Annotated in this window: 19 protein-coding genes; 3 read left to right on the top strand and 16 right to left on the bottom strand. The window is 46.6% G+C overall.

The features are described from left to right. Window positions 1–56: 56 nt before the first annotated feature. From ppiD to tig, 6 genes are all read right to left on the bottom strand, one after another. Complete coding sequence (ppiD, locus tag ACJB0T_RS14110; protein WP_479289041.1) at window positions 57–1,916, bottom strand: peptidylprolyl isomerase; 1,860 nt, start codon at window positions 1,914–1,916, stop codon at window positions 57–59. Between the two features lie 185 nt (window positions 1,917–2,101). Then, window positions 2,102–2,374, bottom strand: coding sequence for an HU family DNA-binding protein (locus ACJB0T_RS14105; protein ID WP_006075676.1), 273 nt, complete (start codon window positions 2,372–2,374; stop codon window positions 2,102–2,104). Window positions 2,375–2,568: 194 nt separating this feature from the next. Continuing rightward, window positions 2,569–4,920 carry an endopeptidase La gene (lon, locus tag ACJB0T_RS14100; RefSeq protein WP_479289039.1) on the bottom strand — a complete coding sequence of 784 codons (2,352 nt, stop codon included), beginning with the start codon at window positions 4,918–4,920 and terminating at the stop codon, window positions 2,569–2,571. 117 nt (window positions 4,921–5,037) lie between these two features. Then, the gene (gene clpX / locus ACJB0T_RS14095) at window positions 5,038–6,318 is read right to left on the bottom strand and encodes an ATP-dependent protease ATP-binding subunit ClpX (protein WP_042474030.1); all 1,281 of its coding nucleotides are present in this window, start codon (window positions 6,316–6,318) and stop codon (window positions 5,038–5,040) included. A gap of 123 nt (window positions 6,319–6,441) precedes the next feature. After that, a complete protein-coding gene (clpP, locus tag ACJB0T_RS14090) occupies window positions 6,442–7,065 on the bottom strand; it encodes an ATP-dependent Clp endopeptidase proteolytic subunit ClpP (RefSeq protein ID WP_042474027.1) in 624 nt (207 codons plus the stop codon). Between the two features lie 105 nt (window positions 7,066–7,170). Further along, a complete protein-coding gene (gene tig / locus ACJB0T_RS14085) occupies window positions 7,171–8,475 on the bottom strand; it encodes a trigger factor (RefSeq protein ID WP_479289036.1) in 1,305 nt (434 codons plus the stop codon). Between the two features lie 536 nt (window positions 8,476–9,011). On the opposite strand from tig, the gene ACJB0T_RS14080 reads away from it, so the two are divergent. The 3 genes from ACJB0T_RS14080 (at window position 9,012) to ACJB0T_RS14070 (ending at window position 12,428) form a co-directional block, all read left to right on the top strand. Further along, entirely contained in the window at window positions 9,012–10,817 is a 1,806-nt protein-coding gene (locus ACJB0T_RS14080) for a sensor histidine kinase (protein WP_479289034.1), read from the top strand. Next, window positions 10,814–12,157 (top strand): sigma-54-dependent transcriptional regulator, encoded by a 1,344-nt coding sequence (locus tag ACJB0T_RS14075; RefSeq protein ID WP_479289032.1) that lies wholly within the window; start codon window positions 10,814–10,816, stop codon window positions 12,155–12,157. The genes ACJB0T_RS14080 and ACJB0T_RS14075 overlap by 4 nt, the downstream gene beginning before the upstream one ends. Before the next feature lie 85 nt (window positions 12,158–12,242). Then, entirely contained in the window at window positions 12,243–12,428 is a 186-nt protein-coding gene (locus ACJB0T_RS14070) for a hypothetical protein (RefSeq protein ID WP_112462277.1), read from the top strand. A 28-nt stretch (window positions 12,429–12,456) separates the two neighbouring features. Here the strand turns inward: ACJB0T_RS14070 and ACJB0T_RS14065 are convergent, their stop codons facing one another. The 10 genes from ACJB0T_RS14065 to ACJB0T_RS14020 all read right to left on the bottom strand — a co-directional run bounded on the left by ACJB0T_RS14065 (window position 12,457) and on the right by ACJB0T_RS14020 (window position 24,069). Next, window positions 12,457–13,818, bottom strand: coding sequence for a TRAP transporter large permease (locus ACJB0T_RS14065; RefSeq protein ID WP_479289029.1), 1,362 nt, complete (start codon window positions 13,816–13,818; stop codon window positions 12,457–12,459). Window positions 13,819–13,820: 2 nt separating this feature from the next. Then, entirely contained in the window at window positions 13,821–14,474 is a 654-nt protein-coding gene (locus ACJB0T_RS14060; RefSeq protein ID WP_479289027.1) for a TRAP transporter small permease, read from the bottom strand. 75 nt (window positions 14,475–14,549) lie between these two features. Further along, a complete protein-coding gene (locus ACJB0T_RS14055) occupies window positions 14,550–15,548 on the bottom strand; it encodes a TRAP transporter substrate-binding protein (RefSeq protein WP_479289023.1) in 999 nt (332 codons plus the stop codon). Window positions 15,549–15,862: 314 nt separating this feature from the next. Next, a complete protein-coding gene (locus tag ACJB0T_RS14050) occupies window positions 15,863–16,975 on the bottom strand; it encodes an ABC transporter ATP-binding protein (RefSeq protein WP_479289021.1) in 1,113 nt (370 codons plus the stop codon). A gap of 5 nt (window positions 16,976–16,980) precedes the next feature. After that, window positions 16,981–17,838: a carbohydrate ABC transporter permease gene (locus ACJB0T_RS14045; protein WP_479289019.1), complete on the bottom strand. Its 858-nt coding sequence runs from the start codon at window positions 17,836–17,838 to the stop codon at window positions 16,981–16,983. Continuing rightward, the gene (locus ACJB0T_RS14040; protein WP_479289017.1) at window positions 17,835–18,764 is read right to left on the bottom strand and encodes a carbohydrate ABC transporter permease; all 930 of its coding nucleotides are present in this window, start codon (window positions 18,762–18,764) and stop codon (window positions 17,835–17,837) included. The genes ACJB0T_RS14045 and ACJB0T_RS14040 overlap by 4 nt, the downstream gene beginning before the upstream one ends. Window positions 18,765–18,883: 119 nt before the next feature. Then, a complete protein-coding gene (locus ACJB0T_RS14035; protein WP_479289016.1) occupies window positions 18,884–20,137 on the bottom strand; it encodes an ABC transporter substrate-binding protein in 1,254 nt (417 codons plus the stop codon). 139 nt (window positions 20,138–20,276) lie between these two features. Then, window positions 20,277–21,731 carry an ATP-binding protein gene (locus ACJB0T_RS14030; RefSeq protein WP_479289014.1) on the bottom strand — a complete coding sequence of 485 codons (1,455 nt, stop codon included), beginning with the start codon at window positions 21,729–21,731 and terminating at the stop codon, window positions 20,277–20,279. A 3-nt stretch (window positions 21,732–21,734) separates the two neighbouring features. Next, window positions 21,735–22,463, bottom strand: coding sequence for a response regulator (locus ACJB0T_RS14025; RefSeq protein WP_479289011.1), 729 nt, complete (start codon window positions 22,461–22,463; stop codon window positions 21,735–21,737). Window positions 22,464–22,611: 148 nt separating this feature from the next. Beyond that, window positions 22,612–24,069, bottom strand: coding sequence for a protein adenylyltransferase SelO (locus ACJB0T_RS14020; RefSeq protein ID WP_479289010.1), 1,458 nt, complete (start codon window positions 24,067–24,069; stop codon window positions 22,612–22,614). Window positions 24,070–24,526 lie beyond the last annotated feature (457 nt).

The raw sequence follows: 24,526 nt of genomic DNA, 5'->3' as shown, positions 1-24,526 counted from the left end.
TCAGTTACATTCAAATGTGAATGAACTAATGTTGTCTCTACTTGCTGAGCAACTGATTATTGAGCGTCTAGGAAGTACTCAATCTCAGTATTGCTGCGAAGAATAGCAATCACAGAGCTGATGTCTTGCTGAGTCGCTTCACGGATCATCTGTGCACCGATTTGCTCGTTGTAAGCACTGTTGTAATCTGACATCACTTTGTTCAGCTCAACGACAACAACATTGCCTTGCATATCTTTGGTTTGAGCGAAGCTTGCTGCGCCTTCTTCTGGTTTAGACATTGCGAACACAGTACCTGCTAGCGGTGAACTACGGTCGATAGTTTCTAGCTCACCAAAGGTTAGACCGTTTGCGTTAAGCGCATCCGATTTGCCTTCTTTAAGCTCATTAACCAGTTGAACGCCAAGTTCCATTGCCGCTTGCTCACCTTTCACTTTCGCTAGCTGAGTTTCAACTTGCTCTTGCACCTCTTCGATAGGAAGTACAGTTTGCTCGCGAAGATCGTCTACACGAACCACAATAATGTGCTCTGGAGCCACTTCCATCACTTCAGAATTCAGGCCATCTTCTTTCACTTCTGGTGATTGGATAGCTTGCATCACTGTTGCTGACTTCAAGATTTCAGGTGCATCGATTTGCGAGATAAAGTCAGTCGTCACCACTTTCTGGTTAACCGCTTGCGCTGCGTCATCCAGTGAATCTGGGTATTCAAACGCCACTTTCTCTAGCTCATTTTGCAGGCTGTAGAACTCATCAATCGCAACTTGGTCTTTAAGCTCTGCGACAATCTCAGCTTTCACTTCAGCAAGTGGCTTAGATTCTGATGCTTTCACCGCGTCCAATTGAATGATGTGGTAACCGAAATCTGATTTAACCAGACCCGTGCGGTCACCAACGTTAACCAGTGCAAAAGCTGCTTCTTCGAACGCAGGATCCATAACATCACGTTCAATCCAACCTAGTGAACCGCCTTCTTCAGCACTGCCGATATCTTCAGACTTTTCTTGCGCTAGCGTTGCAAAGTCAGCGCCTGCATTTAGCTCATCAAGGATAGCTTGTGCTTTCGCTTCATCATCGCCTTGAACAAGAATGTGGCTAACTTCACGCTGCTCATCCGTCGAGTACTTATCTAGGTGCTCATCGTAGTATTGCTGAACATCTTCATCTGTCACGGTTACGCTATCTTTTAGCGTCTGTGCAGATAGTTCGATGTAAGACACTTTTACTTGCTCTGGGCGAGTAAATTGAGCTGGGTTTTCTTGGTAGTACTGCTGGACTTCTTCGTCTGTAATCACAGCTTTGTTCGCAAACTCTTCAAGCGATAGCGTTAGAGTTTTGATGTCACGCGTCTGAGTCAGCAGTTTGCCTTGAGTTTCAATTTCACTTGGCAAAGTGAACTCGCTGCCTTGAAGCGCGCTTAGCAATTGGCTGCGCACTAGGTCACGACGAAGGTATTCTGCAAAGCTGTCTGCAGTGAAACCTGCACGACGTAGCGTTGCTTGATAGATGTCTGAGTCAAATTTACCGTCATTTTGGAACTGCGGCATTTCAAGCATCATTGTACGAATTTGAGAATCGCTGATGCGAAGACCTAGAGATTCCGCATGTTGCTCGATGAGCACATCGTCGATCATGCGATCAAGTACCGATTTACGGAAAGAAGCGACATAGCTTGGGTCGCCAAGTAGAGTCGAGAAGTACTCGCCCATTTGCGACTGCATACGATTACGCTCGTTTTGATACGCCTGCTCAAACTCGCCACGACCGATCTCAACATTACCCACTTTGGCAGCTGTGTTACCGATACCACCAGCGATATAGCTGCCAACACCTGCAAACACAAAAGACAAAATAATGAGTCCTAAGATAATTTTAACCGCGATGCTATTCACGCCTTCGCGAATTCGCTCCATCATAATTTTATTACTCTCCAGATAGGAAGGTTTATCTTCAACTGCATGGGATAATATCAGAAAAAGAAATGCGCATCAGTAAGATGCGCATATTTAAAAAAGGTTCGACTTTATTTGTCGATTAAGCTTGTTGAAAGCTTAATTTTTGTGCAGTTAACGCAAGGTTTGCAACTAACTGCACCAAAAGATTAGTTACAAGCGTCTTTAAGTGCTTTGCCCGCTTTGAATGCAGGAACTTTAGCTTCAGAGATTTGGATCTCTTCGCCAGTTTTTGGGTTACGACCAGTACGAGCAGCACGAGTACGTACGCTGAATGTACCAAAGCCAACTAGAGCCACTTGATCACCTTCTTCTAGCGTAGTGCTCACTGCTTCGATGAAAGCATCTAGTGCACGACCAGCTGAAGCTTTAGATAGATCTGCGTTTTCTGCGATTTTTTCCACTAATTGTGTTTTGTTCACTGTGTTTCCCCTTTCTGTTACCCAGTTATTATTTTTAAAAGGTAACGTTAGTTCCATTCTCGTAGTTAAAGACTCCAAGCCTTGTCCATCAAGGGCTTCAGAGTTACATAGCTAAAGTTAGTGCCACAAAAAAACGCTGACAAGCTTTTTTTACTTATCAGCGTATTTCTTTTAGCTAAATTTGGGGCACATCACTATTTTACAGGCTCAAACGCCGCTCCAAGCGGTGCGCGCTCTAGTGCTACTTCAAGAACTTCATCAATCCATTGGACAGGAATCACCTTCAAATCAGCAATCACGTTGTCAGGAATCTCTTCTAGATCACGTTCATTGTCTTTTGGAATCAACACTGTTTTGATACCACCGCGGTGTGCAGCAAGCAATTTCTCTTTCAAGCCACCAATAGGCAGTACTTCACCACGTAGGGTGATTTCACCTGTCATCGCCACTTCTGCTTTCACAGGGTTACCCGTTAAGCTAGAAACCAACGCAGTACACATAGCGATACCCGCACTTGGACCATCTTTAGGTGTTGCACCCTCTGGTACGTGTACGTGAATATCACGCTTCTCGTAGAAGTCAGTGTTGATGCCCAGTTTTTCTGCTCGAGAGCGAACCACTGTCATAGCAGCCTGAATAGACTCTTGCATCACATCACCAAGCGAGCCGGTTTGTGTCAGCTTGCCTTTACCGACCATCGCTTCAGTTTCGATAGTCAGTAGGTCGCCGCCCACTTCCGTCCATGCAAGGCCTGTCACCTGACCAATGCGGTTGCTGTCATCAGCTTTACCGTAGTCAAAACGCTGAACGCCAAGATATTCTTTCAGATTGTCTTGGTTGACCGTTACTTTCTTAAGTTCTGGATCAAGCAGGATGTTCTTCACTGCTTTACGACAGATCTTCGAGATTTCACGCTCTAGGCTACGTACGCCCGCTTCGCGAGTGTAGTAACGGATAATGCCGATGATTGCTGAGTCTTCAATCTCAATCTCGTGCTCTTTCAGACCATTACGCTGCACCTGCTTAGACACAAGGTGACGCGTGGCAATGTTAAGTTTCTCGTCTTCGGTGTAACCTGACAGACGAATCACTTCCATACGGTCTAGAAGAGGGCCTGGGATGTTCATCGAGTTCGACGTCGCCACAAACATCACATCAGACAGATCGTAATCCACCTCAAGGTAGTGATCGTTAAAGGCATTGTTTTGCTCTGGGTCTAGAACCTCAAGCAGCGCCGATGACGGGTCACCACGCATGTCTGATGACATTTTATCGATTTCATCAAGCAGGAATAGCGGGTTCTTAACCCCTACTTTCGACATTTTCTGAATCAGCTTACCCGGCATAGAACCGATATAGGTACGACGGTGACCACGGATTTCCGCTTCATCACGTACGCCGCCAAGCGCCATACGAACGTACTTACGCCCCGTTGCCGCCGCAATAGAGCGACCTAATGAGGTTTTACCAACACCTGGAGGACCGACAAGACAAAGGATTGGGCCTTTAAGCTTGTTGATACGGTTTTGTACCGCTAAGTACTCAAGGATGCGCTCTTTCACACGCTCTAGACCGTAGTGGTCTTCGTTCAGTACTTCTTCTGCTTTCGCGAGGTTTTTCTTAACCTTAGAACGCTTCGCCCAAGGTACGCCCACCATCCAGTCGATGTAACTACGAACCACGGTTGCTTCTGCTGACATAGGAGACATCATCTTGAGCTTTTGCAGCTCTTGCTCTGTCTTCTCTTTTGCTTCCGCTGGCATTTTTGATTCTTCGATTTTCGCTTTTAGCGTCTCGAACTCATCTGGGGCATCATCAAGGTCACCCAGTTCTTTCTGGATAGCCTTCATTTGCTCATTCAAATAGTACTCGCGCTGAGATTTTTCCATCTGCTTCTTAACACGGCCGCGGATTCGCTTCTCTACTTGCAGTAAGTCGATTTCGGATTCCATCTGGCCCATCAAGAACTCTAGACGCTCAGTCACATCAAGTAACTCTAGGACTTGCTGCTTATCAGCAAGTTTTAACGGCATATGCGCAGCGATGGTATCTGCAAGGCGCGCTGCTTCATCAATGCCACCCAGAGAGGTGAGCACTTCTGGTGGAATTTTCTTGTTAAGCTTGATAAAGCCTTCGAATTGATCAATGGCACTGCGCACAATGACTTCTTCTTCACGCTCTTCAAGCTCAGGGGTAATTAGGAATTCTGCATCCGCAACGAAGAAATCTTCGTCACGGTAGCTACTGATTTTCGCACGTTGCTGACCTTCAACAAGCACCTTCACTGTACCGTCAGGCAATTTCAGCAGCTGCAGAATCGTTGCCACTGTACCTGTGGTGTACAAGTCATCAATGGTTGGCTCTTCAGTGTCTGCTTCTTTTTGAGCCACGAGGAGTACTTGCTTGTCATTGTCCATCGCAGCTTCTAGACAGCTGATCGACTTTTCGCGGCCAACAAACAAAGGAATCACCATGTGCGGGTAAACCACAACGTCGCGCAGAGGCAATACCGGGATTTCTATACGCTCGGAACGTTCCAAGTTCATATTATTCTCTCTTCCGCTTAGTATTATTTTCAGTATATGGGGGCGTATTCGTTGGATTCAATAAAGAAATAAAAAAAGGAGGTAATCAATACCTCCTTTTTGAGTGAACTTGGCAAATTACTCTGCGCTGGCCACTTGATTGTCGTTGTTGGTGTAGATAAGTAGCGGTTCTGACTCACCATTTATCACACTTTCATCGATAACCACTTTGCTTACATCGGTTGCCGATGGAAGCTCATACATGGTCTCGAGAAGCACACCTTCAAGGATTGAACGAAGACCACGAGCACCTGTTTTACGCTCCATTGCCTTAGCAGCAATCGCACGCAGCGCATCTTCGCGGAACTCAAGTTCAACACCTTCAAGCTCGAACAATGCACCATATTGCTTAGTCAGGGCGTTCTTCGGCTCGTTTAGGATTTGGATAAGTGCATCTTCATCAAGTTCAGTCAGGGTCGTGGTGACCGGGAGACGTCCGATGAACTCAGGGATAAGGCCGTATTTAACCAAATCTTCTGGTTCTACTTGAGTGAACAGCTCACCAACGGTTTTAGTCTCGTCTTTAGAGCGAACTTCCGCGCCAAAGCCAATACCTGTACCTGTCGCTACACGCTGGTCAATCACTTTATCTAGGCCGGCAAACGCACCACCACAGATAAATAGGATTTTAGACGTGTCCACTTGCAAGAACTCTTGCTGTGGATGCTTACGACCACCTTGTGGTGGCACTGAAGCGATTGTACCTTCAACCAGTTTGAGTAGTGCTTGCTGAACACCTTCGCCCGACACATCACGTGTAATTGACGGGTTTTCAGCTTTACGTGAGATCTTATCGATTTCATCGATGTAGACGATGCCACGCTCTGCTTTTGCTACGTCGTAGTCGCACTTTTGCAGTAGTTTCTGAATGATGTTCTCTACGTCTTCACCAACATAACCAGCTTCGGTTAGTGTTGTTGCGTCGGCCATAGTGAATGGAACATCAAGGAAACGAGCAAGCGTCTCAGCAAGTAGAGTTTTACCACTACCTGTTGGACCGATAAGAAGGATGTTACTCTTACCGAGTTCAACACCGTCTGCCGTTGTATCACCATTGCGCAAGCGCTTGTAGTGGTTGTACACGGCAACAGAGAGAACTTTCTTCGCATAGTCTTGGCCGATTACGTAATCGTCTAGGTGCGCGCGAATGTCTCTTGGCGTTGGTAACGCTTCAGATTCCTTCTTCGGCAGCACATCTTTGATTTCTTCGCGGATAATGTCGTTGCATAAATCAACGCATTCGTCGCAAATGTAAACAGACGGACCTGCGATTAGCTTGCGAACTTCGTGCTGACTTTTACCACAGAAAGAGCAGTACAACAGTTTACCGCTACCGCCCTCTTTGCTTTTATCTGTCATTCGCTAACCTCTTAGCCTTTACTTTCTATGTTTTGAGTGTATATCAATTTAGACTATATTGCGCCCGAGAATTCATTTTTCAAGGGTAGCAATCCAGTCTTATTTCACTCAAACGATGACGGGTTAACCGCGATGGGTTAAAACTTCGTCGATAATACCGTATTCAGCGGCTTGAGCTGCTGACATGAAGTTGTCACGGTCGGTATCTTTTTCAACAACTTCGAGTGGTTGGCCTGAGTGCTCAGCAAGAAGCTTGTTCAGCTTCTCTTTAATTGTCAGGATTTCTTGCGCGTGAATTTGAATGTCTGACGCCTGACCCTGGAAGCCACCAAGTGGTTGGTGAATCATCACGCGAGAGTTTGGAAGTGCAAAGCGTTTGCCTGGTGCACCACCAGCAAGCAGGAAAGCACCCATAGAGCATGCTTGACCAGTACAAAGCGTGCTGACGTTTGGCTTGATGAACTGCATCGTATCGTAAATTGACATACCAGCTGTAACACTGCCGCCCGGTGAGTTGATGTAAAGGAAAATATCTTTGTCAGGATTTTCTGATTCTAGGAAAAGCATTTGGGCGACGATTAGGTTCGCCATGTTGTCTTCCACTTGACCAGTCAAGAAAATGATTCGTTCTTTTAGAAGTCGCGAATAAATATCGTAAGAGCGTTCACCACGGGAAGTTTGTTCAACCACCATTGGTACTAGCGCGTTCATAATTGGCGACATTGCATTTTTTTCTTGGTAGCTCATATTCTTATGTCCCTAAAATAAATGGCCCGGATGATAAACATCATACGGACCATTGTTAGCAGAGAAGTCGACTCTAAGTCAACCTTCTATACAAGATATTGCTTATTAAGCTGCAGGCTGTTGGTTCATTAGCTCATTGAAGCTAACTTCTTTGTCAGAAACCTGTGCTTTAGCTAGGATCGCGTCGATCGCTTGCTCTTCTAGTGCAACGTTGCGCATGTTGTTCATCATTTGCTCGTTTTGCTCGTAGTAAGCGATAACTTCTGTTGGATCTTCGTATGCTGTTGCCATTTCAGAGATAAGCTCTTTCACTTTCTCATCGCTAGCTTCTAGCTTCTCAGATTTGATCACTTCACCTAGAAGAAGACCTACAACTACGCGACGCTTAGCTTGCTCTTCGAATAGCTCACGTGGAAGCTGTGCAGCCGCTTCTGGGTTGCCACCGAAACGCTGTGCAGCTTGCTGACGTAGAGCACCAATCTCTTGGTCGATTAGCGCAGCAGGAACGTCGATGTCGTTCTCTTTAACTAGACCGTCAAGAGCTTGCTCTTTGATGCGGTTCTTGATTGCTTGCTTAAGCTCACGCTCCATGTTCTTACGAACTTCAGCTTTAAGAGCGTCAACGCCACCTTCAGCTACACCGAACTTAGCAACGAACTCGTCGTTGATTTCTGGAAGTTCTTGAGCTTCAACCTTGATCACTTTGATTAGGAATTTAGCTGCTTTACCTTTTAGGTTTTCAGCGTGGTAATCTTCTGGGAAGTTTACGTCGATTTCAAATTCCATACCCGCAGTCTTGCCTTGGATACCGTCTTCGAAACCTGGGATCATGCGACCAGCGCCCATTTCTAGTGGGAAGTTCTCAGCTTTACCGCCTTCGAACTCTTCACCGTCGATAGAACCAGTGAAGTCGATAGTTACACGCTTGCCATCTTCAGCAGCTTCTTCAACGTCAGTCCAAGATGCTTGTTGCTTACGTAGAGTTTCGATCATCTCTTCAACGTCAGCGTCTTGTACTTCAGTCGTTGGTTTTTCAACAACAACGCTCTCTAGACCCTTAAGTTCTACTTCTGGGTACACTTCGAAAGTTGCAGTAAATACTAGATCTTTACCAGCTTCGTTCTCAACAGGAGCGAAAGTTGGTGCACCTGCTGGATTGATTTTTTCAGAAACGATTGCTTCGATGAAGTGACGTTGCATAACTTCACCCATCACGTCTTGACGTACTGCTTGGCCGTACATTTTAGCAACCATCTTCATTGGCACTTTGCCTTTACGGAAACCATCGAAACGACGGTTTTTCGCGATGTTGCGTAGTTCAGCTGTCACTGCGTCTTCGATGTTAGCAGCAGGAACAGTAATGTTTAGACGGCGCTCTAGGCCCTCTAGAGTTTCAACAGTAACTTGCATTGTATAAACCTCAGTTTGGCTCAGTGTTGGCTGAGCGTATGAGCGTCGATATCACGAGGATATTTCCGCTTCATCCTTGTTAGTACCCAAAGGTACTTCTTTAAAATGAGCATCGATAACCAGTCAGCAGCACTTTATATAGCACGTTACTCTGGCTATCGGACTAATGAGTGACGTCTTCGTCATGCTGAACGAGTCAACTTAAAGGCATCTCTGATTAGTCTCAGGACAAAATTTCAGACGCGACATTCTAGCGATCTCCACCTACCCTGTCGAGTCGAAGTCGGGTCAATCGACGCTTTTGTCGCTAATTACCCAAAGAATTGGGAAATCATTGCTGTTTTCTCCCAAGTCCACAATGAAATGGGGACAATATCGTCTTTTTCAAGAGATTGAAGGGCTTTTTTTAGTGAAAGACCAAAAAAGAGATCTTGCTCCTGTTTTGCAGCTTTCCCACCTCTCAGAACTCATAACTTTTTCGCCACAAGTTAGTCATATTCGTTAACCTATAGATGTTAGGTTGTAGAGGTGGATTCATGCGATTGAAACGAATTTTAGTGAGCTTTATAGCGCTGTTTGTTTTTATCTCCACAGCAGCGGGGCATTGGTACTGGCATCACAGCCTAGAGACCATGCAATTACAGCATCAAAACTGGCTCAATCGTTTCGTTGAGACCATAGATAGTAAGCTCGACAAATACCGTCATATCCCCCAGCTGTTATCTCAAGACAAAGAGTTAGTCGATGCATTGCAATCACCCAATAACTCGGCTCAAATTGAGGTCACCAACCGCTATTTACAACAGGCGAACAAGATCATCCTCGCCTCTGACACCTACCTGCTAGACCGCTATGGCAACACCATCGCTTCTAGCAACTGGAATCTTCCCCACTCCTTTGTCGGCAAGAACTTTGCGTTTCGCCCTTATTTTCAACATGCGATTGAAGGCAAACAGAGCGCCTACTTTGCGCTCGGTTCTACCTCTGGACAAAGAGGATATTACTACTCATTCCCCGTCACTTATGCGGCTGATCACATCGGTGTGGTCGTGGTGAAAATGGACCTCTCTTCCATAGAGCGAAGTTGGCAGAGCGACACCAGCATTTACGTCGCCACCGATAGCAACAATATCGTGTTTATGTCCAGTGACTCTGAGTGGCTGTTTAACAGCCTGACGGATATTGACTCCAAGACCCTCACTTCCGTGCGTGACTCTAGGCAATATCTGCAAACTAATATCAAAAGCCTTGGCTTTCAAGGCGATCTGCTGGCAAGCACTTCCTTACTCACTAACCCCAAAGGGAACCTCTTTACTAAGCACTATTTGGCCACTCAGCGTGAGTCTGGCATTCCTAATCTAATACTGCGCGTTCTAACGCCATTATCTGCACTCTACGTCGATCTGTTCGGTTTTATCAGCGTGCTGGCTTTGGTGTTTGTTTCACTCTACTTGTTCGTCGCCCTTGCCGAAAATCGCCGCTATCGCCACAGGCAAATCGAACAACTGCAAGCAGAAGCGAAGCAAAAACTTGAGTTTCAAGTGATGGAAAGAACAGCGAAGTTACATGTAGAAATTGATGAGCGTGTCAAAACCGAAAAAGCGCTTCGGCAAGCTCAAGATGAATTGGTTCAGGCGGCCAAACTGGCGGTATTAGGACAGATGTCAGCCAGCATTAGCCATGAGCTTAACAATCCACTCGCCGCTATCCGCAGCTTTGCTGAAAATGGTCAGCGCTTTATCGACAAACACAAAGTCGATCGAGCCAAAGATAACCTTAGCCGTATTGTTGCCCTTACCGAGCGAATGGCAAAGATCAGTCAACAACTCAAATCCTTTGCCAGACGCAGTGATGCTAACGAGCTTAGTGAAGTGAAGTTGGCACCCGTGGTGTTTTCGACTATTGAGCTTATTCAGCCACAACTTAAGAGCCATCAGGTCAAGCTAGATTGCGTCTTTGACCAACAAGACCTCCTAATCGTCATCAACCCAATTCAGCTAGAGCAAGTGCTGATTAACCTCATGACCAACGCCATGCAAGCGATGGAAAGCAGCCCCGAAAAGCAGTTAAGTTTGACAATAGAATCCACTGACTCGGCAGTCATGATCCATGTGGATGATTCAGGTCCAGGACTAGCCGATTACTCCTCACCAACGCTGTTTGAGCCTTTTTACACCACCAAAGAGAACGGCTTAGGACTAGGACTTTCCATTTCTCAGCAAATTATTCATAACCTAGATGGACATATCCATGTCAGCGAGTCTGCACTCGGTGGTGCGCGCTTTAGCGTCGAGTTGCCTGTCTCACGATCTACCCAACCCTCCACAAGGAAGCCTTTATGAGCCAAGTGTTTTTAATTGATGATGAATCTGATATTCGAATCGCCTTGGAACAAAGCTTTGAGCTTTCCGACATCGACGCAAAGTGTTTTGCCAGTGTTGAAGACGCTCTACTCGCTCTCAAGCAAGAAACACCGTTGGCCATTATTTCCGATATTCGCCTACCAGGCTTGTCAGGTTTAGACCTACTCAATACCGTCAGCCGCCATTACGCCGGCATTCCTGTGATTCTGATTACAGGGCATGGCGATATTTCCATGGCGGTTCAAGCAATCCAAGATGGTGCTTACGATTTCATTGAAAAGCCGTTTTCTGCTGAGCGTTTGATTGAGATTACCCAGCGGGCAATAGAAAAGCGCCACCTGACTTTGGAAAACGAGCAGCTCAAACGCTCCCTAAAAGCCAGCCAAACCTTAGGGCCAAGGATCATTGGGGATACCTCAGTTATTCAAAATCTGCGTGAGACTATAAGTATGATTGCCGATACTGACGCAGATATTCTACTGTTTGGCGAAACGGGTACAGGTAAGGAGCTGGTCGCCCGTTCGCTACACGAGCAGAGCAGTCGGCGAGAAGCGAACTTTGTCGCGGTCAACTGTGGTGCTGTGCCAGAAAACCTGATTGAAAGCGAACTGTATGGTCACGAGAAAGGCGCGTTTACTGGCGCTGAAAGCACTCGAATTGGTAAGTTTGAACATGCTAATGGCGGAACGTTGTTTCTTGATGAAATTGAATCAATGCCAATGCAGGCACAAATCCGCTTGCTACGTGTATTACAAGAGCGAGCAATCGAGCGAGTGGGCTCCAACACCCTTATTCCGCTGAATATCCGTGTTATTGCCGCAACCAAAGCGGATCTCAACCAGGCCTCGTTGGCGGGCGACTTTCGCCAAGATCTCTATTACCGCCTTAATATTGTCACGCTTGATCTCCCGCCACTTCGTGACCGAAAAGAGGATATCGCGGCGCTTTTCCACCATTTTCAACTGGTCGCTGCCTCACGTTATGGCAAAACCGCCAACGCCCTCTCCGCAGGTGAACTCAGCCAATTAATCAGCCATGATTGGCCTGGGAATGTCAGAGAGCTGAGAAACTGCGCCGAGCGTTTTGTCCTGCTTGGTAAAATTCAAGCTGGAAATGCCCAAAATAATGACCAAGAAAGTGACCAAAGCCTCGCTGAGCAGGTGGGATTGTTTGAAAAAAGTGTCATTGAGCAAGCTCTAGTCGAAACCCATGGCAGCATCAAGCAAACCATGCAAAAGCTCAATGTTCCGAGAAAAACCTTGTACGATAAAATGCAGAAATATCAGCTCATTAAGGAATCCTACAAAAGCGATAGCTAAAATAAGGTAGAACTGTGATACATATCTCCTATAATTGAAAATGTAGCCAAGGAGTTGCATACAAGATCATTTATAAGGAGTCGTTATGGGGGAAAAAACCAAAGTGCCCTTCATTTCTGACACAGTTGAGATAGATGGCATTTTTTACGTTGAACAACGTGTCGCTGCTGGGGAAAGACGCAAGGTAAAGTCAAAACGTGTTCTGTATGAAAGACGTTTTCAATCCGATCCGCGCGAGAATTACGGTAAGCATATTGATGAGGAGGTCTAACGACCTCCTTTTGCTTTTTTGCGCTAAGTTACTTGGTGATGATTTCCGGCCCCATCAAGGTCGTTGGTAACCAAGTTGATACCCAAGGCACGTAAGTCACAATGATCAGGAACAAGAACATCACGGCCACCCACGGTAGTGCGGCTTTCACTACGCCCATCATCGACATCTTCGCCACACCCGCCGTCACAAACAAGTTAAGCCCGACAGGTGGCGTTATCATGCCTATTTCCATATTCACTACCATCATAATCCCCAGATGGATAGGGTCGATGCCAAGCGCTATAGCAATAGGGAACACCAAGGGTGCCACAATAATCAATAAGCCTGATGGTTCCATAAACTGACCACCAATAAGCAGCAGTACGTTCACCACAATCAAGAAGGTAATAGGCCCCAAACCCGCAGATAACATGGATTCTGTGATCATCTGTGGGATACGTTCTTCAGTCAGCACGTGCTTAAGAATCAGCGCGTTAGCGATGATAAACAGCAGCATAATGGTGAGTTTGCCCGCTTCAAAGAGCGTATGCTTAGTGTCTTTGTGCACAAATGTCTCAAACACTTTAATCAGCGCTGGTTTAGTATTTTCTTTATCGGCAAACGGCCCCATATCTTTGTAGATAAAATTGGCAATCAGGAACGAGTAAACCGCTGCCACTGCCGCCGCTTCCGTAGGAGTGAATACACCGCCATAGATACCACCAAGTATGATAACCACTAGCAGCAAACCCCAGCTCGCCTCACGCGCAGAATCAAACACCTCTTTCCAGCCCACAAATGGCTGCTTAGGAAGCCCTTTCACTTTTGCAGCAATGTAGATAGCAATCATCAGCATAAGACCCGCTAGCAGTCCAGGAATAACGCCCCCAAGGAACATACGTCCTACTGACACGTCGGTTGCCGCCGCATAGACCACCATAACAATGGAAGGTGGGATAAGAATGCCTAAAGTACCTGCGTTACAGATAACCCCTGCGGCAAACTCCTTGGTGTAGCCGTTTTTGATCATACCTGCGATGACGATACTACCGATGGCAACAACCGTCGCAGGTGACGAACCAGACAAAGCCGCGAACATCATACACGCCACCACAGATGCCATTGCAAGGCCACCGCGGAACCAGCCCACCATCGCAATCGCAAAGCGGATAATTCGCTTCGCCACACCGCCCGTCGACATAAAGCTTGATGCCAAAATAAAGAAGGGAATCGCCAGTAGTGTGTAGTGACCAGCAAACGCATTAAATAGGGTTTGGGCCACCGAAGCTAATGATGCGTCGGAATGCATCAATAGAAAAAGAATACTCGATAGGCCAAGTGATACCGCGATCGGTACCCCGATAAGCATAAAGCCTATCACCATCAAAAAGAGTAATAGAATGTCCATGCTTATTTATCCTTGTCCTTTACGTTATCAAACGCGTTGTCCTGCATTTCAGCTTTTAGTGCTTCCAAATCCTCTTCTGCTTCATGACCCGCGATTAAGCGATCCAGCTTTCCGCTGAAGATTTGATAGGCCGCCTGAGCAAATCGAAAAGTCAGTAGTGCCATACCAATAGGAAGCGCCATGTAGGGAATAAAGCGCGGCATTTTTTCATAACGTTCACCTTCATTGAGCCAGTCTGCTAAAAACTGGAGCATTTCGGGCATTGGGATATCATCGGTTTCATACCAAGCTCTTTCGGTGACAAAGGGATACCAGTAGTTCCATGAGCCAATAAAAAGTAGGACTGAGAACGTCAGACAAGATAAAACAGATAAGATGGCAAACAGCTTGCGGTGCTTCTCCGACACCATGTTGATCACCACATCCACACCGATGTGAAAATGTTTCTTCACACCATAAGACGCGCCAACCAGCACCATCCAGGCGAACATAAAGACGGTCAGTTCAAGTGCCCACAAAATGTTGTCGTTAAATACATAACGAGAAATAACATTGGCAAAGGTCAACAGCGTCATCGCTCCAAGAAAGAACGCAATCAGCGTTTCTTCAAAGGCATCAGTGACCCTACCAATACGAGAAATAAGAGACTGTTCCATGTGATACATCGCTTTTGTAATAATTGGCACAGGGAGATGGCCTCACATCCGGTGAGGCCATGTACGACTTAATGGTTACTGTTGGTTAGACGCTAGCGCCGCTTCGATGAGATCAGAACCGATGTCTTTCTCAAACTTCTGCCATACCGGTTGAAGCGCTTCTACCCACTGCTGACGTTGTTCTGGCGTTAGAGTACGTACCACGCCGCCCGACTCAACAATGTTGTTCTTGTTGGCTAGGTTTACTTGGGTTGACTCAGCATTACGGGTGTCAGTGACTTCTTTTAGAATTTGTGCAAACTGGCTACGCGTATCTTCTGGCATGCCGTCCCAGAATTCACGAGAAGTCACGACCAAGTAGTCAAGAATACCGTGGTTGGTTTCTGTTACACCATCCTGAACTTCGAAGAATTTCTTACCGTAGATGTTTGACCATGTGTTCTCTTGACCATCGATAACCTTAGTTTGTAGACCACCGTACACCTCTTTGAATGACATCTTCTGAGGGTTAGCACCAAGCTGCTCAAACTGTGCAACCAGCACGTCTGATGCTTGAACACGGAATTTCAGATCTTTCGCATCGCCGGGTACCAAAAGCGGCTTGTTCGCCGACATTTGCTTCATGCCGTTATGCCAAAACGCAAGGCCCTGAAGGCCACGGCGTTTCATCGCATTTTTCAACTTCTCACCCGACTCTGAATTTTGGAAGCGATCGACTGCTTCTACGTTTTCAAACAAGAATGGCAAATCAAAGATGCGGTATTTCTTAGTAAACTTCTCGAATTTAGAAAGTGAAGGAGCGGCGAGTTGAACATCGCCGTTCAAAAGGGCTTCGAGAACTTTGTTGTCATCGTACAGTGTCGAGTTAGGGAATACCTGCATACACGCTTTGCCGTTCATCTCAGTATTCACACGCTCTTCAAGCAGTGATGCCGCGATACCTTTCGGGTGCTTGTCCGTGTTGGTTACATGACTGAACTTGATGACAATTTCACCCGGGTCACAGTTCGCAGCGGCATTGAAGCTAACAAGTGCAAGAGCAGAGGCAGACAGTAGGGATAGAGGCTTTAACATTATTATTCTCCTTTGGATTGATGCAGTCCCGTCTATGGGTACTGATGGGCTTAAAGGAGCAATAAGAGTGCCAGAACTAGATAGTTGTTGTTTTTCAATAAGATAGATTGATAGCGCGTAAAGAAAACGATTCTGGTGTTGGGGGACGGGTGGAAAGTGACACATTGGGAGGTAGGGGATTGGTGGGAAATGGCCGAAAAAAAGAAGAGCTCCCCCTCTAGCTCCCCCGGCTGCGCGCCCCGTTATTAAGGGGGAGAACAACAGGCTAGGAGGGGTAAAGCTCTTAAAAATGCGAAGCATCAAGCCCCACAACCCTACACCAACAACCTCTCCTCAGTCACAGCATCAAAAAACACTGCCTTAGACATATCAAAGTATAGCGGAGCCACCTGCCCTACACTGGCATCAAATTCAGGAGACAAACGACACGCAACTTCTTGGTCATTGACTTTCACCATAGCGATGACATCAGGCCCCGTTGGCTCAAGTACTTCCAATTTAAGGCTGACTTGAGTCGCATCGACTGTCTCGTCTTCAAGCTTTTCAGTAATGTGTTCCGGACGCAAGCCAATCACAATCTCATTGCCATCTTGTGGACGCAGAGATTCTGGTAGTGCGACTACATGCTGCTCATTGTCTCCAGATACAACTCGGATAATTGGCTTGTCGTTCTCGTCCAGATCAACGTGTGTTTTGATGAAGTTCATCGAAGGAGAACCCATAAAGCCTGCGACAAACACGTTGTTTGGCTCGTTATAGATCTCTTTAGGTGTGCCCAATTGCTGTAATTCACCATCTTTCATGACAGCGATGCGATCAGCGAGTGTCATCGCTTCGATTTGATCATGCGTTACATACACAATCGTCGTATTTAACTGCTGATGCAGACGTTTGATCTGATGGCGCATCTCAACGCGCAGTTTCGCATCTAGGTTAGACAGCGGCTCATCAAACAAGTAGAGCTTCGGACGACGTGCGAGCGCTCGGCCCATTGCGACCCTTTGTCTTTGACCGCCTGAGAGCTGTGATGGTTTGCGATCGAGTAGATGGTCGATTTGCAGCATCTCGGCAACGCGATTTACTTCGGCATCAATTTGCTCCTGAGGCATCTTACGAATTTTTAAACCAAAGGCGATGTTGCCACGTACCGTCATATTTGGGTAAAGAGCATAAGATTGAAACACCATAGCGATATCGCGATCTTTTGGCTGCACCTGAGCGACATCGCGACCATCAATCACGATTTCACCTGCGCTGATATCCTCAAGACCCGCAATGGTGTTCATCAAAGTCGATTTGCCGCAGCCCGATGGCCCTACAAGGATAAGGAACTCACCGGAGTCGATACTGATATCGATACCTTTAAGGGTTTCGTTGTCCGCATTGCGATAGGTTTTGCGGATCTGTTTAAGTTCTAATGTTGCCATGTTGATTATCCTTTTACTGAACCCGCAGTGAGACCGCGAACAAAATACTTCCCTGCCAGTACGTAGACCACCAGCGTTGGCAACGCAGCGATGATCGCAGCGGCCATATCAACGTTGTACTCTTTGACGCCAGTACTCGTGTTGACCAAGTTGTTGAGCGCGACCGTTATTGGTTGCGTCTCAGAGCCCGAATAGACGACCCCAAATAAGAAGTCATTCCAGATTGAGGTAAATTGCCAGATAACCGTCACCATGATGATAGGTGTCGAGAGTGGCAACAGGATTTTAAAGAAGATAGTGAAGAAGCCTGCACCATCCAGTTTGGCTGCTTTGACAAGCTCATCTGGCACCGCAATGTAGAAGTTACGGAAGAACAGTGTCGTAAACGCCATACCATAGATAACGTGTACCGCGACCAAACCCGCAGTTGTGTTCGCTAGACCTAGCTTGCCAAGTAGCGCTGCCATGGGTAGCAAGATGACTTGGAATGGAATAAAGCATCCGAACAGTAGCAAGCTGAAAAACAGGTCAGAGCCTCGGAACTTCCACTTAGTGATTACGTAGCCGTTGAACGCCCCCAGCAAGGTTGAAATGGCGACAGCCGGGATCACCATTTGGAATGAGTTCCAGAAATAGCTCTTCACCCCTTCACATTTCACGCCAGTACAAGCACCACTCCATGCTTTACGCCATGCGTCAAATACCCACTCTGTTGGTAGCGACATCAGGTTGCCGGCTTTTATGTCAGGCAGCGTCTTAAATGAAGTGATGACCATGACAAACAGTGGCATCAGGTATACCAAGCAGAAGAAGGTCAACGCCGAGTAGATAAAAAGTCTTGAGAGATTCATCGACGAATTCATGATTTCTTCTCCCTAAGTTCTGAGTACAAGTACGGGACCAAAATCGCCAATATCCCTGCGAGCATCATCATGGCACTAGCAGCGCCGAGACCAACCTGACCACGGGTAAATGAGTGTGCGTACATGAAGAGCGCTGGTAAGTCAGAGGAGTAACCTGGGCCGCCTGCGGTCATCGCCGTCACCAAGTCGAAACTCTTGATCGCAATATGAGACGTGATGATGACGGCGCTAAAGAACACCGGGCGCAAACAAGGCAGAATGATTTTCCAATAGATGGTTGGTAAGTTCGCACCATCTATTTGCGCCGCTTTAATGATCGACGAATCAATCCCGCGAAGCCCGGCTAGAAACATCGCCATCACAAAGCCAGATGATTGCCAAACCGCGGCGATAACAAGGGTGTAAACCGCCATATCGGAGTTAACCAGCCAATCAAACTGAAAGTTTTCAAATCCCCAGTCATGCATAAGTTTTTCGATGCCGAGACCTGGGTTTAAGATCCATTTCCACGCTGTACCTGTGACAATGAAAGAGAGTGCCATCGGGTAGAGGTAAATAGTACGAATTGCGCCTTCTTGGCGGATATTTTGGTCAAGCAATATTGCAAGTCCAACACCGAGGACAATCGCAATTAGCATGAACAGCACCCCAAAAATACCGAGATTGGTAATGGAAGTGATCCAACGGTCGTTTTCCATCAGCTTCTCATACTGAGTAAAGCCTACGAAGTTGAAAGAAGGGAGAAAACGCGAGTTGGTTAATGAGATCGCCGCGGTCCAAAAGATGAACCCGTAAATACACACTACGGTAACGAGCATGGTGGGTGCCATGACTATTTTCGGTAGCCAATGTTGGAGGCGATCTACCATGCTGAGTTTTGGCGCGGACTGCTTATTTGAGTCTTGTGCATTCAAAGCCTGCTCCATAACTTTTCCTTAATGATAACTGCTTTCGGAATTGAGCAAGCGCTAAGGGTGCAAGGCACCGCTCTCTCCCTAATTCAAGGGAGAGAGTCAGCTTTAACGCTTAGTTTAGGAGGAAGTGACTAGATAGCCGCTTTAACTGCTTTCGCTAGCTTCTGTGCTGCTTCTTTTGGATCCGCTTTTGGATCGTTAAAGAAGTTTGTGACTACGTCGTAGATAGCACCTTGAGCGTAACTGGTTGTCGACATACCGTGTGCCATACTCGGGACAAGATCACCGGTTTTCGCCGTTGCTTTGAAGCTCGCCATTGAGTCCAGAGCACATTGGTCAAACGCGCTCATGTCCATATCAGTACGAACAGGGATAGAACCCTTGTTGAGATTAAACACTTCTTGGAACTTCTTATCCAAGATCGTTGCTGCTAACGCTTTTTGCGCCGCTACGTTGCTTTCATCTTTGATTTCAAAGAACGCGAAGCTATCGACGTTGTGCGTAAATTGACCATCTGTACCCGGAGCTGGAGCACAGATATAATCTTTGCCCGGTACCTTACCTGCAGCAGTGAACTCACCTTTCGCCCAGTCACCCATGATTTGCATCGCCGCTTCCCCATTGATAACCATCGAGGTAGCAACGTTCCAGTCACGACCCGGTGAGTTCGCATCGATGTAGTCATGTACTTTTTGGAACTTAGTGAACACTTCTACCATCTTGTCGCCCGATAACGTGTCCATATCTAGGTCGACGAACGCCTTGCGATAATCATCTGAACCTAGTACATCTAGAGCAATCGCTTCAAAAACGGTCGCATCTTGCCAAGGCTGACCACCGTGTGCGAGAGGGATAAAACCTGCTGCTTTGATTTTCTCTGCCGCTGCAAAGAAATCATCCAGCGTTTTCGGCACTTCAACACCGGCTTTTTTCAGAACGTCTGGGTTAGCCCAAAGCCAGTTAACACGGTGCACGTTGACAGGTACTGCTACGTATTCGCCATTGAACTTCATGACGTCAGTCACCATGCTAGGAACACTTTGATCCCAACCGCCAGATTGTGCCACATCATCAAGATTCGTTAGGAAGCCCAAGCCGCCCCATTCCTGAATATCATGACCTTTGATTTGTGCCGCTGAAGGTGGGTTACCAGACACAGCGCGTGTTTTTAGTACTGTCATAGCACTTTCACCGCCACCGCCTGCAACAGCAAAGTCTTTCCAAGAGTGACCTTGCTCTTCTAGCATCGCTTTCAGTTCTTGTACGGATTTCGCTTCACCACCAGAGGTCCACCAGTGAAGGACTTCCACTTCACCTGCACTAGATAGCGAAGGTAGGGTGGCAGCAGCGAGGGATAGAGTCAGTAGGGTTTTATTCATTTTCATTGTTATCTTCCATGTATTGGATTAGACAAAGGGCTATTCTTGCCCCTGTTCGATACACAGTGTAGAAAAAACCAGCAACACTCACTGCAACAAACCGTTAACCAAAGGTAACAGGGATGTTACACTGTGAAATCTATCACTAAGCTTCCAAGTTAGGTGGAATATAGATCTTCACTTCTAAACCGCCTTGCTCAGAATTTTGCAGCACAAGGTCTCCGCCTAGGCCGTGTAAGATGCTGCGGCAGATCCCAAGACCTAAACCGTGCCCATCTTTATCATTGGCAAGACGAGTATAAGGCTCAAAAACCGCTTCCAATTGCGATTCTGGAATGCCGTTACCTTTGTCTAGAATTGTGACAACGATCCATGTCGGATTCTCTTCTATCGAGACAAATGCATGCTTACCGTACTTCACTGCATTGTCGATGAGGTTGGTTAACACACGCTTTATCGCTAATGGCTTAAGTACCACCGGCTCCATCGGTAATGCAGTAAAGCTCACTTGTGTGTGCACTTGATTATAAGTTTCCGAGACGTTTCTGATCATCTCATTGAGATCGACAAAGTCATTGTTCTCATGCAAATCCGTATCACGTACACACTGCAACGCGCCTTTAACCATCATCTCTAGATCATCGAGATCTTGATTGAACTTGTAACGCCTAGCGTCATCGTCAAGTAATTCAGCACGCAGTCTCAGCCGGGTAATAGGCGTTTTTAAGTCATGAGAGATGGAAGAAAACAAATGTTCTCTATCAGATACATACTTTCGAATCCGAGTTTGCATGCGATTGAATGCCCGCGTTGCGGTCACCAACTCCGTCGCCCCCTCTTCTTTGAGTGGCGACTGATCAATATCCATGCTCATTTCATTGGCGGCTTTCGACAAACGTTTCAGTGGTTTCACTTGCGCTCGCACGAGCAAAAATGTCAGCAGCAGCATCAGTGAGGTGAAAATAACCAAAAATACCAATTGATCTTTAGAGAAAAACTGATCATCGAGCTGCATGTAAGGAGAAGGCAGCAAAGCAGCGATATAAATCCACTCCCCTTGTTTGAGCTTGAGCTGTACCACCAAAATCGGTGGATCGAGCGGCCCTAAAGTCAACGTGTGGTGAGCCCACGACCTCGGTAAATCATTCAGAAAGATATCGTTTTTAAGCAACCTGAGATTCTCAGCTTTTGAGAAATCCACTTTGACCGCTTCGATGGTCGGAAGCTTATCAATCAGCACCCTTTTCACCGACATCATCGCCGCTTCTTTTAGCGGCGTATCTGGAATGGGCTCAACCAACAACTCTTCATGGTTGAAGGAAACAAAGAAACGAGTTCCTCCCATATTACGGATTTGATCCAGCACAATATGACGATATTTAATCGGTAACTTTTGAAAAAAGGTCACGGTAGAAGCAAACATGGTCGCCATACTGGCTGACGTATCGCGAATACCAGAGAGTTCATCCTGCTTGGTTTTCTGATACCAAATGGCAGTCAGAACCCCCTGAGAGCAAAAAACCGCAAGTAAAGTCAGCAAAAGTGTTCTAGCGACCAAAGAATTCGGACTCAGTCGCCTGAACCAGCGTGTTCTAGACATGAATTATTGACCGTATTCGACAGGCACAGAGAGGATGTAACCATTGCCGCGCATGGTTTTAATATAATGAGGAAATGCTTTACTGGTACCGAGACGATTACGAATACGGCTCAGTTGAACATCAATCCCTCGCTCATAAGGTAACGCTTCACGGCCGCGCGTGGCAAAAGAGATAGTATCTCGGTCGAGAATTTCATTCGGGCGCGACAAAAACAGCATGAGCAACGCAAAGTCACTACCGGAAAGATCGTGGCTACGTCCATTGACCCTGTTAGTCATGCGGTGAGCAATAGTGTCGAGATGCCAATCCCCAAAGTCTATGGTTCTTGGTGGCGTGTCATCATGCTTGTCTTCATGAATATGTGCGCGGCGTAGCAAGGCTTTAATGCGAGCCATTAACTGTCTTGGGCTGAACGGCTTAGCGATGTAGTCATCGGCACCAATCTCAAGGCCAATGATCTGATCGGTTTCATCGGATACCGCAGTCAGCATAATGATAGGCACTTGAGACTCGCGCCTTACTCGCTGGCATAGCGTGAAACCATCATCACCAGGTAACATCACATCTAGCAAAATAAGATCTGGATAACCCTTGGCTTTGATGAACAGCTCCATCTCTACGCCATCTTCCGCCCCTGAAACTTGAAAGCCTGCTTTGGTCAGATACTCTTCAAGCAATAGACGGATTTCCTCGTCATCATCCACCACTAAAATGTGAGTCTTAGCCTGCATTATGTTCCCTTAAGTCTGCACTGCGATCTCTACAGTGTAAGGGTTTTAGCGAGGAGTTATTATTGATTCGTTTATAAATTTTGCCACTTAGCTTTGCTCAAGTTCACAAAAATGACATGGAAATGTCCAATTTGAACCTCCCTCTTAGTTAAGAAGAGCAACTGATGGCCATTTTCTTGCCCCACTCGGGCGGTAATTTCGCTAAGTACTCATACTCCGGCTGTTCATCATAGGGCGCTTTTAACACCTCAGCGAGCATATTGACGAATGAAAAATCGCCCTGCTCTGCTTTCTCAATGGCCTGCTGGGCCAAATAATTTCGCAATATGTACTTAGGGTTGACTTTACGCATACGCTCGCAGCGCTCCGCTGTGCCTTGCGCCTCTTTTTCACATCGTAAGAAGTACTCATTGAGCCATTTCTTGGCTTTCGCTCTATCGACAAACAAATCCGTTAGCGAAGCGCTGTCATGACTGTCTAGGCCGGATAAGGTTCGGAAAAAGCGTGTGTAATCGACGCCCTCCGACTCCAAAAACGCGAAGCTGTCATTAAAAAACGTTCCATCTTCTGGATGTTTTTCCATCAACCCAAACTTAGCACGCATATGAGCACTGTATTGCCTTTGTAGTCGCGAACTAAACTGTTCAAGGGCAAGCTCTAGGTCAGCACGCTCAATAAGAGGAGTGAGTGCCTGTGCTAAGGCGGTTAAATTCCACAACGCAATGGAAGGTTGATTGTTAAAGGCATAGCGCCCTTGGTAATCCGAATCATTGCAGATATAGCTCGGCTCATAGTCGTCGATGAACCCGAATGGCCCGTAATCGAATGTTTGCCCAAGGATCGACATGTTATCGGTATTCATTACCCCATGAGCAAACCCCTTTGCTTGCCAATGGGCAATCATGTCCGCTGTTAACTCGACAATGCACTCGAACATTGCAAGATAAGGCTGCTTTGCTTGTTGGCACATGGGGAAGTGCCATTCAATCACTTTATCCGCTAGATACCGCAAGTAAACATGCTGTTCGGTATAGAAGAAGTGCTCAAAATGGCCAAAACGAATATGAGTTTCAGCTAAGCGAAGCAGTAAAGCACCTTGTTCGACTTTGTCACGATATACTGGCGTATCACTAACCATCATTCCAAGCGCTCGAGTAGTCGGAACGCCCAACCCTGCCATAGCCTCGCTGCACAAATACTCACGAATAGTTGAACGCAACACAGCACGTCCGTCTCCTGAGCGTGAGTATGGCGTTTGCCCTGCGCCTTTGAGGTGCAGATCGAACACAGTACCAGAGTTCGATATGAGCTCCCCAAACAGCAATCCTCTTCCATCACCCAAATCTGGATTGTAGATCCCAAACTGATGTCCAGCATATTTCATTGCCAACGGTTTAAACTGTTCATTAGAAACGGAGCCAGACAGAACGCCTAATAGTTCTAGCGATTGATTCGCGTCGTAAGGAAACCCAAAACGTTCGGCAAGGGATTGATTCCAGCTCACCCACCTTGGATTGTTGAGCGGAGTAGGCATAACATACTGATAGAAGCCTGAAGGCAACGTTGCATATCGGTGGGTAATCGCGATTCGATCTAGCAAAGGCATATCGGTCTCATTACGAGATGATTAAGACAATGGATATGAGTATAGCGCCTAAGAAGGTTTAAAACAGAAGCGAACAGTGTGGGTATTGTGAGGTGTTTTGCCTAGAGGAACGCCCATTTGCGATGATTGTTGGCTGCGTTGCCTGCTAGATGCGGAAACGACAGAGAATCGAAGCGTTTGGGCTGTCCCCTAAGAAGTATTGTTATTAGAGCATCGCAAGAATTGCGATTACTGTACCTAGAGAGAAAAGGCAAGTGCGACTAATAACGCCAAGGTTGGTAGGTTGAATCATTTCTTGATGCATAGGCAATATCTCCTTTTTATTACACTACAATTACAACTTAGGACGAAACGGCCATTTTTACAACATACGTCGCACAATTATTTGAAATTGAGCCAACTTTTTTCACCAAAAAACGGTTTTTTTCGATATGCGCCGTCACAATAGTGTAGTGCA

The sequence above is a fragment of the Vibrio sp. CB1-5 genome, from assembly GCF_059412285.1.
This window is presented reverse-complemented; position numbering and strand designations above follow the sequence as displayed.

Coding starts and splice junctions, on each gene's coding strand:
- ACJB0T_RS14030 (WP_479289014.1), bottom strand. CDS start 21,731: ATGTCTAGAACACGCTGGTTCAGGCGACTGAGTCCGAATTCTTTGGTC.
- ACJB0T_RS14055 (WP_479289023.1), bottom strand. CDS start 15,548: ATGTTAAAGCCTCTATCCCTACTGTCTGCCTCTGCTCTTGCACTTGTT.
- tig (WP_479289036.1), bottom strand. CDS start 8,475: ATGCAAGTTACTGTTGAAACTCTAGAGGGCCTAGAGCGCCGTCTAAAC.
- lon (WP_479289039.1), bottom strand. CDS start 4,920: ATGAACTTGGAACGTTCCGAGCGTATAGAAATCCCGGTATTGCCTCTG.
- clpX (WP_042474030.1), bottom strand. CDS start 6,318: ATGACAGATAAAAGCAAAGAGGGCGGTAGCGGTAAACTGTTGTACTGC.
- ACJB0T_RS14025 (WP_479289011.1), bottom strand. CDS start 22,463: ATGCAGGCTAAGACTCACATTTTAGTGGTGGATGATGACGAGGAAATC.
- clpP (WP_042474027.1), bottom strand. CDS start 7,065: ATGAGCTACCAAGAAAAAAATGCAATGTCGCCAATTATGAACGCGCTA.
- ACJB0T_RS14050 (WP_479289021.1), bottom strand. CDS start 16,975: ATGGCAACATTAGAACTTAAACAGATCCGCAAAACCTATCGCAATGCG.
- ACJB0T_RS14035 (WP_479289016.1), bottom strand. CDS start 20,137: ATGAAAATGAATAAAACCCTACTGACTCTATCCCTCGCTGCTGCCACC.
- ACJB0T_RS14040 (WP_479289017.1), bottom strand. CDS start 18,764: ATGGAGCAGGCTTTGAATGCACAAGACTCAAATAAGCAGTCCGCGCCA.
- ACJB0T_RS14080 (WP_479289034.1), top strand. CDS start 9,012: ATGCGATTGAAACGAATTTTAGTGAGCTTTATAGCGCTGTTTGTTTTT.
- ACJB0T_RS14070 (WP_112462277.1), top strand. CDS start 12,243: ATGGGGGAAAAAACCAAAGTGCCCTTCATTTCTGACACAGTTGAGATA.
- ACJB0T_RS14045 (WP_479289019.1), bottom strand. CDS start 17,838: ATGAATTCGTCGATGAATCTCTCAAGACTTTTTATCTACTCGGCGTTG.
- ACJB0T_RS14020 (WP_479289010.1), bottom strand. CDS start 24,069: ATGCCTTTGCTAGATCGAATCGCGATTACCCACCGATATGCAACGTTG.
- ACJB0T_RS14065 (WP_479289029.1), bottom strand. CDS start 13,818: ATGGACATTCTATTACTCTTTTTGATGGTGATAGGCTTTATGCTTATC.
- ppiD (WP_479289041.1), bottom strand. CDS start 1,916: ATGATGGAGCGAATTCGCGAAGGCGTGAATAGCATCGCGGTTAAAATT.
- ACJB0T_RS14075 (WP_479289032.1), top strand. CDS start 10,814: ATGAGCCAAGTGTTTTTAATTGATGATGAATCTGATATTCGAATCGCC.
- ACJB0T_RS14060 (WP_479289027.1), bottom strand. CDS start 14,474: ATGGAACAGTCTCTTATTTCTCGTATTGGTAGGGTCACTGATGCCTTT.